The organism is Inquilinus sp. OTU3971 (genome assembly GCF_038440215.1).
The window spans coordinates 1-8,685 of the sequence record NZ_JASATH010000265.1 but is presented as its reverse complement, the minus strand read 5'-3'; the positions used below and the strand labels follow the sequence as shown (position 1 = coordinate 8,685).

Here is an 8,685-nt window from a genome sequence, read left to right as displayed (position 1 = left end):
TTTTATCCCTTGCGTTTGTGGGGGGGGGCGCCCCCCTGGCCCCGCCCTTCCCTTTCCACTCACCCCGGGATCGGGAACCGCCGGGCGAAGTCCCGCACAGCATTCGCCAGCGCCGGCTCCGGCCGGGCGCCGGTGACCGCGTCGACGATCAGATCCGCCAGCGCCGTCATCTGGCCTTCGCGCATGCCCCGCGTGGTGACCGCCGGCGTGCCGAGCCGCAGCCCGGACGGGCGCAGCGGCGGTCGGGTGTCGTCCGGCACCACCTGCTTGTTCGAGACCAGGCCGACGCGATCCAGGCGCTGCTGCGCCTCGTCGCCGTCGATGCCGAAGCTGGCGGCGACATCGACCACCATCAGGTGGTTGTCGGTGCCGCCGGTCACCAGCTGCGCGCCGCGGCCCTGCAGCGCCTCGGCCAGCGCCTTGGCGTTGTCGAGCACGCGGCGGGCATAGGCCTGGAACTCCTCCTGCGCCGCCAGGTGCAGCGCCGTGGCCAGGGCCGCGACCTGGTCCATATGCGGACCGCCCTGCAGTCCCGGAAACACCGACTGGTCGATCGCCTTGCGGAACGGCTCGCGGCACAGGATCAGCCCGCCGCGCGGCCCGCGCAGTGTCTTGTGCGTGGTGGTGGTGACGACGTCGAAGCCGGCGGCCAGCGGGTTCGGCAGCGCTTGGCCGGCGATCAGCCCGCCGATATGCGAGACATCGGCCATGGTGATGGCCCCGACCTCGTCGGCGATCGCCTTGAAGGCGGCGTAGTCGATGTCGCGCGGGTAGGAGGAGAAGCCGGTGATCAGCAGCTTCGGCCGCTCGCGCCGGGCGGTCTCGCGGATCGCGTCGAAGTCGAAGCCGCCGCCGGCGACGGTACCGTAGCGGACGAAGCGGAAGATCCGGCCCATCGCCGAGACCGGGGCGCCATGGGTCAGGTGGCCGCCATGCGACAGGTCCATCGCCAGGATGGTGTCGCCGGGGGCGAGCAGGCCGAAATACACCGCCTGGTTCATCGGCGAGCCGGACAGCGGCTGGACATTGGCGTGCTCGGCGCCGAACAGCGCCCTGGCGCGGCCCTGGGCCAGCTCCTCGATCTCGTCGGCATGCAGGTTGCCGCCATAGTAGCGCCGGCGCGGCTGGCCCTCGGCGTATTTGTCGGCGAAGACCGAGCCAAGCAGCGGCCGCAGCTCGGGGAAGGCGTGGTTCTCCGACGCGATCAGGGTCAGGCCCTGCTGCTGCCGGCGCTCCTCGCGCTCGAGGATGGCGGCGGCGTCCGGATCGGCGGCGGCGAGGCGGGCGCGCGGATCGAGATCGACCGGGTCGGGCTGGTGCTGGTATTCCATGAGGGTCTCCGTTTCGATGCCTGGACACGAATCGCCTGACCAGCTTCCAAGGAAGGCTGCCCAGGCGAGCGGCATCGAAACGGTCCTCCACGCTCCCTCGGGGTGCTCCCCCGTCTCGCCAGTCACGTGGAGGGTATGGCTGATCCTGCGATCGCAACGATGATCGGCGGGACGCGGCGCCGCGTCAATCGCGGAGAGCTAGTACAGCCGCCCGCCATTCGGCACCGGGCGCTCGATCGCGGCGAGCACGACGTTGCCCTCGGAATCGGGGAAGCCCAGAACCAGGATCTCGGAGAGGAAGCGGCCGATCTGCTTCGGCGGGAAGTTCACCACCGCCGCGACCTGCCGGCCGAGCAGCGTCTCCGGCGTGTACAGCGCCACCAGCTGGGCCGAGCTGCGCTTCCGGCCGATCCCGGGCCCCAGGTCGACGGTCAGCTTGTAAGCCGGCTTGCGCGCCTCGGGATACGGCTCCACCGCCACGATGGTGCCGACCCGGATGTCGACCTTGGCGAAATCGTCGTAGCTGATCGTCATTCTGCCCTCCGCGAAACCGGCGCACCCTGCCGCGCCGGCGTCCGGAAGGCAAGAAGGCCGCCCGGAGGCGGCCTTCATGGTCTCGGTGGAGCCGGGATCAGCGCTTGGTCGTCGGGGCCTTCAGCACGCCCTTCAGCTCGTCGAAGCTGGCGCTGACGCGCTTGCTGACGATCTCGGCGGCCTCGGTGTTCGACTTGGCCAGGAGCTCGGCCAGCTCCTTCATGTCGGCGATCGCCTTCTCGAAGGCGGACTTCGCCAGCTCGGTCTGCTTGGCCAGCTTGTCCTCCGGCGCGCCGGCGGAGACGGCGGTTGAGAACTGGCTCTGCAGCTCGGCCATGTTCTGGCGCAGGATCTCGCCCTGGCGGCGGGCGAAGGCCTGCAGGCCCTCGGCCGCGGTGCGGTTGGCGGCGGTCAGCGCCTCGATGTTCTTGCGCTGGGCCTGCAGCACCGCGTCGAGGTCGACGCCCGGCACCTTGAACTCGCTCAGCAGCTTGGTGAAGTCGACGTCCCAGACCGGCGGCACCTTGCTCATGGCCCAACTCCTATTGCACAATAAAGCAGCACCTTACACGCGTCCGGCCGCACTGCAAAAGGAAATTGTGCACTGCAGCAAAGTTGTCATCCAGCGCAGTGCGACTCTCATCTAGTGCAGCGTCGGCTGCTGGCCGGCCGAGGCCGCCGACTGGGCCGGCGGTTCCGCCGGGCGTTCGCCGCGGCTGCGGCCGAAGGTGTTCTGCCACTGCTCGGCCTGGCGCAGCCGCTGGTCCAGCGCCTTCATGGTGCGGTCGAGATCCGGCGAATCATCCTGCTCCCAGGCCCGCAGCACCAGGCCGTAGATCAGGCACAGCGCCTGCACCCGCGCCCGGCCGAGCAGCCCGGCGGTCGAGATGCCGGCCGATTGCAGCGTCCAGCGCATCGACAGCTCGAGCTGCCGTGCCTGCAGCAGGGTGGTCAGCGGGTCGAGCCGCAGGTCGCGCAGGATCGCCTTGATCCCGGCGCGATGGCCGGACAGCACGTCGAAGCGGCGCATCATCAGGTCGAACAGCCGGTCGCGTGGGCTCTCGTCGGCGCCCGGCAGGCCTTCGGACAGCACCGCCTGGTCGATCATCCGGCTGAACCCGGCCAGCAGGTCCGGCTTGGTCGGGCAGTGGCGGTACAGCGCCGACATCGGCACCCGCGCCGTCTGGGCGACATCCGCCAGGGTCAGGGCGCGCCAGCCCTTCTCCGCCGCCAGGTCGACCGCGGTGGTGACGATGTGGTTCGCTATGTCGGCCTTCTTCGCCATGATCTCCGGCTCCTCGCGATCGACCATCCGGCCCGGCATGCGGGACGGGCCGTCCGTTTCAATCTAACGCAATTCGGCGGCAAGGCGAGCCGGCGCTTGCTGGCAGACCGCTTCCAGCTTGTGGCCGTCCGGGTCAGTGACGAAGGCGGCGTAGTAGCTGGGCCCGTAATGCGGCCGCTGCCCAGGGGCGCCGGCGTCATGCCCGCCTTCGGCCAGGGCGGCGGCGTGAAACCGGTCGACGGCCTCGTGCGTCGGGGCATCGAAGGCCAGGTGGAAGCCGGGTCCCGGCGGCACCACCGGCTGCGGCTGCCGCATCAAGGCGAGCTTGTCGTTGCCGCCGGGCGGGCCGTAGCCGGCGGCAGTGGCGTCGGCCCACACCCGCACCATGCCGACCGGGGCCAGCACCGCGTCGTAGAACCGGACGGCGCGGTCGAGGTCGTACACGCCCAGGGAGAGATGGCCGATCACGGCGCCCGCTTCGCCACGTCCGCGACCACACCGCCGGTCAGGGCAACAAGCTGCTCCGGCGTCAGGGCGAAGACCGAATTCGGCGTCCCGGCCGCGGCCCAGATCCGCGGCAGCGCCAGCAGGTCGCGGTCGATCACCACATGCGGCGGCGTGGCATGGCCGACCGGGGCGACGCCGCCGATGGCAAAGCCGGTGGCGTCGCGCACGAAGCCGGCATCGGCGCGCTCGATCTTCAAGCCATCGATGCGGCCGGCCAGGGCCGCGGCCACCGCCGCCTCATCGACCCGGTTGACGCCGCTGGCGATCACCAGCACCGGCCGGTTGCTGCCGCGGGCGCGGAACACCAGCGACTTGGCGATCTGCGCCACCGTGCAGCCGATCGCCGCCGCGGCATCGGCCGAGGTGCGGGTCGAAGAGTCGAACACCCGGATCTCGGGCGCATGCCCCGCCGCCGCCAGCGCCGCGGCGACCCGCTCGCTGCTGCTGGCCACTACGCCAGTTCCCGGCCGCGCCGAGTGGCGGCGGCGACCGCCTTGGTCATCAGCGGCTGCAGCCCGTCCGGCGCCATCAGCACGTCGAGTGCCGCCTGGGTGGTGCCCTTCGGGCTGGTCACGGCGATCCGCAGATCGGCGGCGCTCTCGGTCGCGGCGCCGGCTAGGGCGCCGGCACCGACCACGGTCTGCCGCGCCAGCTGCATGGCGAGGTCCGCCGGCAGCCCGGCGGCGCGGCCAGCCTCCGCCAGGGTCTCGATCAGGTAGAAGACATAGGCCGGGCCGCTGCCGGAGACGCCGGTGACCGCGTCCATCAGCGCGTCGTCCTCGATCCAGGCGGTCTGCCCGGCGGCCTGCATCAGCGTCTCGGCCCGCTTGCGCTGGTCCGGCGACACCGCAGCATTCGCCACGAGGACGGAGATGCCCTGGCCGATCGCGGCCGGGGTGTTCGGCATGGCGCGGACCACCGCGGCCGCCGCCCCCAGCCCCTGCTCGAGATACGCCAGGGTGCGGCCGGCGGCGATCGACAGGAACAGCGTGCCTGGCCGGGCGAAGCGGCGATAGGCCGGCAGCGCCTCGGGCATCATCTGCGGCTTCACCGCCAGCACCACCACCTCGGGCGCCAGATCGGCCGGCAGCTGGGCCGCGTCGCGGACATGGTGCAGCCGCGGATCGGCGAGGCCGAGATCCGCCGGCTCCACCGCCCAGATCCGGTCGGCGGCGTTGCCCGCCAGCCAGCCCTTGACCAGCGCGCTTCCCATCCGGCCGCAGCCGACCAGCAAGAGATCGGACACCCTGTCGCCCCCCGTTCCATCGAGACGCGCCATCATGGCGCCGCGGCGGGCGGGCGCAAGCTCCTTCGCCGACCGGGCCGGAACCTGGACGGATGTTCTCCATTTCTTAAGCTGCGGAGATCCCGGCTTTGCCGGAGATTGAAGCGCAGATTTCCCGCTGCCGGGTCACCGGCCCGGCGCCGAAGATGGAGAGCAAAGCCATGGTTACCCGCGCGGCGACCGCCGCCATCCTCGCCGGCCTGATGGCCGCAGCGCCGGCCACCTGGGCCCAGACCACCGTGGTCCAGCCCACCACGCCGGCCCCATCGACCCCGTCGACCGTGCCGGAAAAGGCGATGCCCTTCCCGGTGCCGTCGGACACCCGGGTCCAAGAGCCGCGCCGGTCGCCGGTCGCACCCGAACCGCGCCATCCCGCAGTCTCGGCGACGGCGGGCGGGGCGGCCCCGACCGATCCGCGCGAATACGCGACCAACTCGCCGATCACCGTGACCGGCCGAATCGACGGCGTCTCCCACCGCAACGGCGTGACCTCGTTCCGCCTGCAGACCCCGACCGAAGCCTGGACCGTGGTGGTGCCGCCCGGCCAGCCCGGCAAGCTCGCCAGCGGCCGCCGGGTGACCGTGGTCGGATTCCCGCATGTCGAGATCCGCAACCAACTGCTGGCCCAGAGCGTCGGCCAGTAGCGGTCAGGCGACGCAGATGCCCGGCACCGCGACCTTCTGGAACAGGTGCGGGGACGCCACGGCCGAGGCCGGATAGGCGGACAGCTTCGCCCGGAATTCCGGATTCGCGAAAGCGGCCCGGAAGGCGGTGGTTGATTCCCAGACGGCATAGTTCAGATAGGCCGGGCTGTCGCCGACCGCGCGGTGCAGCTGGGTCGAGATGAAGCCCGGCTGGCGCTTCATGATCTCCGCATCGCCCTGCCACGCCCGGAGGAAGGCCGGCTCGTCGGCCTTATCCAGGGTGAAGACGTTGACCAGCACGACCGGCGAGGCATCGACGGCGATCTGGCGGTCGATCGGGAAGGCGGGATCCAGAGGTCGCATCTGCGGCATGACATTCTCCGTCCGATATGGTTGCATGATGTCAATTCAGTGACCGCAACGAACCATATTGACAACATGATGTCAATATCACTGCATGGTGACACGTGACCGGAGCGACGCGAACGCCGGCGGGAACCGCCTTGACCGACCTGATCCTCGACCTGTTCCGGCTGAACAGCCGGATCGTCAGCGCCGGCGACCGGCTGGTCGCCGGGCTGGGCCTGACCAGCGCCCGCTGGCAGGTGCTCGGCACCATCGTCGCGGCAGACCGGCCGCAGCCGGTGGCGTGGCTGGCGCGCGACATGGGTGCCAACCGCCAGAACGTCCAGCGCATCGTCAACGATCTGGAGGCGGAGGGGCTGGTCGCCTTCCAGCCCAACCCGCATCACCGCCGGGCGCAGCTGGTGGTGCTGACCGGCAAGGGCAGAGAAACCTTCGACGCCGCCATGCGCCTGCAGGCCCCCTGGGTCGACGGGCTGGCCGAGGGGCTGGGGGTCGAGGACATCGCGACGACGCACGGCGTCATGACGGCGCTGCGCCGGAAGCTGGAAGCCGGCGGGGACGCCCCGGACCAGGGCTGACCTATCCCAAGGTATGGGCCGCCCTGATCGCATGTCCGATAATCCGGGCGGGCCGGTTCCGTTATCGTCTCAATGCACAGCGGCTCTCCCCCCCGACACCGCTGATGTTAACGCCCGCCACTGTCCCTGCCCCCCCGACAGTGGCGGGCGCCCCTTTCCCGATGGCGAAGCGGGACGTCGAGCCGAGCGTCATTCCCGCTCTCCGCACCCGTCGGAGACGCGATATCCTCGGATCGAGGCTCCGAGTCCCTGCACAGCGAGGATTGAATGCCCCAGCCGCAACGATCGCCCGGGCGGTCCGCTCTCGGGTCGCTGCTCCTGATCGCGGTCATCGTCGGCGCCGGCGGCGCGGCCTTCGCCTATACGGCGGGATGGTTCTCGCCCCAGCGCCTGACCCCGGACAAGCTGGTCGCGGCGCTGGCGCCGCCCGGCGGCGCGGCGCCGGGCCATCGCCGGAACCATGCCAAGGGCATCTGCTTCACCGGCGTCTTCGAGTCCAACGGCGCCGGGGCGGCGCTGTCGAAGGCCCAGGTCTTCGCCCCCGGCCAGTATCCGGCCCTCGGGCGCTTCAACCTCGGTACCCCCGATCCGAAGGCGGTGGATGCGATGGTCCGGGTGCGGGGCCTGGGGCTGCGGATCACGACGCCGGACGGGCAGGAATGGCGCAGCGCCATGATCGACCTGCCGTTCTTCCCGGTGGCGACGCCGGAGGCCTTCTACGGGCTGCTGACCGCCTCCCACAGCAAGGATCCGGAGGCGATGAAGACCTTCGCCGCGGCGCATCCGGAATTCGCCACCTTCGGCGCCTGGGCGCAGACCGCGCCCTGGACCGGCAGCTATGCCGAGGACCGGTTCAACAGCCTCAACAGCTTCGTCTTCACCGACGGCTCCGGCGCCGACCACACGGTGCGCTGGTCGCTGCTGCCGGCGGCGCAGCCGGTCTCCGTGCCGCATGACGAGCTGGAGAAGCTCGGCCCGGATTTCCTGGAGCAGGACATCACCCGGCGCGTCGCCGCCGGCCCGCAGCGCTGGACCCTGGCGGTGACGGTCGCCAATCCGGGCGACCCCACCGCGGACCCGAGCAAGGCCTGGCCGGCGGACCGCCGCACCGTCGAGGTCGGCACGCTCGTCGTGCAGAAGATCGAGGCCGAGCAGGACGGCCCCTGCCGCGACATCAACTTCGACCCGACCGTGCTGCCCGCCGGCATCCGCACCTCGGATGATCCGTTCCCGGCCGCACGGTCGGCCGCCTATGCCCGGTCCTACGACCTCCGCACGGCGGAACACGACGCCTATCCGGGAGCCAAGCCATGACCTCGGGCCGCCGGCATTTCACCGCCTCCCAGCGCCTGCTGCATTGGCTGCTGGCCGTGTGCATCCTGGCCATGCTGTTCATCGGCGTCGGCATGGTCTCCACCGTCATGCCGAAGTATCTGGCCCTGGTGGCGATCCACAAGCCGCTCGGCATCGCCATCCTGGTGCTGGTGCTGATCCGCCTGGGGCTGCGCCTGCGCTACGGCGCGCCGGCGCTGCCGGCCGACATGCCCGAGCCGATGAAGCTGGCCGCGCAGCTGTCGCACATCGCCTTCTACCTGCTGATGATCGGCATGCCGCTGATCGGCTGGGGGATGCTGTCCGCCGCGGCCTATCCGATCCTGCTGTTTCCGGGCGTGACCCTGCCGCCGATCCTGCCGCAGGACGCCGGGCTTCACGCGCTGCTGTGGACCGCGCATGTCTACCTGGCCTTCGCCTTCTTCGCGCTGATCCTGCTGCATGTCGCGGCGGCGCTATACCATGCCTTCGTGCGGCGCGACGGCGTGTTCGAGGCGATGGCCGCCGGGCCGGCCCGCGACGACGCCGCCCCGTCCGGACGCCAGGCGGTCTGACGTTGGATCGCTCCAGCGCGGTCAGCAGGAGCAACAGGATATCGGGTGTCCACCTTGCCTCTCCCGCAAGCAAGCGGAAGAGGCAACACAGAGCAACCGCTTGAAAGCTGCGCGATGTCGACGACCTCGCATTGCCTCTCCCGCTTGGCGGGAGAGGTCGGGCGCCCGCAGGGCGACCGGGTGAGGGCTGGCCCAGGCCTCGACAAACTCCCCTCACCCGGAGCCGCTTCGCCTCCGACCTCTCCCGCGAGCGGGAGAGGCAATCGGAC

The 8,685-nt window shown here is 70.9% G+C and carries 12 protein-coding genes and 1 riboswitch; of the genes, 4 read left to right on the top strand and 8 right to left on the bottom strand.

Features of this window, described 5'->3' with window-relative positions; all coding sequences use genetic code 11:
* Positions 1–59 precede the first annotated feature (59 nt).
* The 7 genes from AAHM41_RS37055 to proC form a co-directional block, all read right to left on the bottom strand.
* The gene (locus AAHM41_RS37055) at positions 60–1,331 is read right to left on the bottom strand and encodes a serine hydroxymethyltransferase (protein ID WP_342241653.1); all 1,272 of its coding nucleotides are present in this window, start codon (positions 1,329–1,331) and stop codon (positions 60–62) included.
* A gap of 51 nt (positions 1,332–1,382) precedes the next feature.
* Positions 1,383–1,467: riboswitch (ZMP/ZTP riboswitch) on the bottom strand.
* A 62-nt stretch (positions 1,468–1,529) separates the two neighbouring features.
* Positions 1,530–1,865, bottom strand: coding sequence for a tRNA-binding protein (locus AAHM41_RS37050; protein ID WP_342241652.1), 336 nt, complete (start codon positions 1,863–1,865; stop codon positions 1,530–1,532).
* A 97-nt stretch (positions 1,866–1,962) separates the two neighbouring features.
* The gene (locus tag AAHM41_RS37045) at positions 1,963–2,397 is read right to left on the bottom strand and encodes a phasin family protein (RefSeq protein ID WP_342241651.1); all 435 of its coding nucleotides are present in this window, start codon (positions 2,395–2,397) and stop codon (positions 1,963–1,965) included.
* Between the two features lie 111 nt (positions 2,398–2,508).
* The gene (locus AAHM41_RS37040; RefSeq protein ID WP_342241650.1) at positions 2,509–3,150 is read right to left on the bottom strand and encodes a TetR/AcrR family transcriptional regulator; all 642 of its coding nucleotides are present in this window, start codon (positions 3,148–3,150) and stop codon (positions 2,509–2,511) included.
* A gap of 63 nt (positions 3,151–3,213) precedes the next feature.
* On the bottom strand, positions 3,214–3,618 hold the full coding sequence (locus tag AAHM41_RS37035) for a VOC family protein (protein WP_342241649.1): 405 nt from the start codon (positions 3,616–3,618) through the stop codon (positions 3,214–3,216).
* Positions 3,615–4,109: a YbaK/EbsC family protein gene (locus AAHM41_RS37030; RefSeq protein WP_342241648.1), complete on the bottom strand. Its 495-nt coding sequence runs from the start codon at positions 4,107–4,109 to the stop codon at positions 3,615–3,617. The genes AAHM41_RS37035 and AAHM41_RS37030 overlap by 4 nt, the downstream gene beginning before the upstream one ends.
* On the bottom strand, positions 4,109–4,903 hold the full coding sequence (gene proC / locus AAHM41_RS37025) for a pyrroline-5-carboxylate reductase (protein ID WP_342241647.1): 795 nt from the start codon (positions 4,901–4,903) through the stop codon (positions 4,109–4,111). The genes AAHM41_RS37030 and proC overlap by 1 nt, the downstream gene beginning before the upstream one ends.
* A 200-nt stretch (positions 4,904–5,103) precedes the next feature.
* On the opposite strand from proC, the gene AAHM41_RS37020 reads away from it, so the two are divergent.
* Positions 5,104–5,586, top strand: coding sequence for a hypothetical protein (locus AAHM41_RS37020; RefSeq protein WP_342241646.1), 483 nt, complete (start codon positions 5,104–5,106; stop codon positions 5,584–5,586).
* A gap of 3 nt (positions 5,587–5,589) precedes the next feature.
* Here AAHM41_RS37020 and AAHM41_RS37015 read toward each other — a convergent pair whose 3' ends face one another.
* Entirely contained in the window at positions 5,590–5,958 is a 369-nt protein-coding gene (locus AAHM41_RS37015) for an antibiotic biosynthesis monooxygenase family protein (protein ID WP_342241645.1), read from the bottom strand.
* Between the two features lie 131 nt (positions 5,959–6,089).
* Between AAHM41_RS37015 and AAHM41_RS37010 the strand changes: the two genes are divergently transcribed.
* The 3 genes from AAHM41_RS37010 (at position 6,090) to AAHM41_RS37000 (ending at position 8,416) form a co-directional block, all read left to right on the top strand.
* Positions 6,090–6,530 (top strand): MarR family winged helix-turn-helix transcriptional regulator, encoded by a 441-nt coding sequence (locus tag AAHM41_RS37010; RefSeq protein ID WP_342241644.1) that lies wholly within the window; start codon positions 6,090–6,092, stop codon positions 6,528–6,530.
* Between the two features lie 267 nt (positions 6,531–6,797).
* Positions 6,798–7,844, top strand: coding sequence for a catalase family peroxidase (locus tag AAHM41_RS37005; RefSeq protein WP_342241643.1), 1,047 nt, complete (start codon positions 6,798–6,800; stop codon positions 7,842–7,844).
* Entirely contained in the window at positions 7,841–8,416 is a 576-nt protein-coding gene (locus AAHM41_RS37000; protein WP_342241642.1) for a cytochrome b, read from the top strand. Before AAHM41_RS37005 ends, AAHM41_RS37000 begins: the two co-directional genes overlap by 4 nt.
* Positions 8,417–8,685: the final 269 nt, after the last annotated feature.

What these genes read in the sequence shown, in the direction of transcription:
- AAHM41_RS37020 (WP_342241646.1), top strand. Translation starts at nt 5,104, where the DNA reads ATGGTTACCCGCGCGGCGACCGCCGCCATCCTCGCCGGCCTGATGGCC.
- AAHM41_RS37055 (WP_342241653.1), bottom strand. Translation starts at nt 1,331, where the DNA reads ATGGAATACCAGCACCAGCCCGACCCGGTCGATCTCGATCCGCGCGCC.
- AAHM41_RS37040 (WP_342241650.1), bottom strand. Translation starts at nt 3,150, where the DNA reads ATGGCGAAGAAGGCCGACATAGCGAACCACATCGTCACCACCGCGGTC.
- AAHM41_RS37045 (WP_342241651.1), bottom strand. Translation starts at nt 2,397, where the DNA reads ATGAGCAAGGTGCCGCCGGTCTGGGACGTCGACTTCACCAAGCTGCTG.
- AAHM41_RS37000 (WP_342241642.1), top strand. Translation starts at nt 7,841, where the DNA reads ATGACCTCGGGCCGCCGGCATTTCACCGCCTCCCAGCGCCTGCTGCAT.
- AAHM41_RS37005 (WP_342241643.1), top strand. Translation starts at nt 6,798, where the DNA reads ATGCCCCAGCCGCAACGATCGCCCGGGCGGTCCGCTCTCGGGTCGCTG.
- AAHM41_RS37015 (WP_342241645.1), bottom strand. Translation starts at nt 5,958, where the DNA reads ATGCCGCAGATGCGACCTCTGGATCCCGCCTTCCCGATCGACCGCCAG.
- AAHM41_RS37050 (WP_342241652.1), bottom strand. Translation starts at nt 1,865, where the DNA reads ATGACGATCAGCTACGACGATTTCGCCAAGGTCGACATCCGGGTCGGC.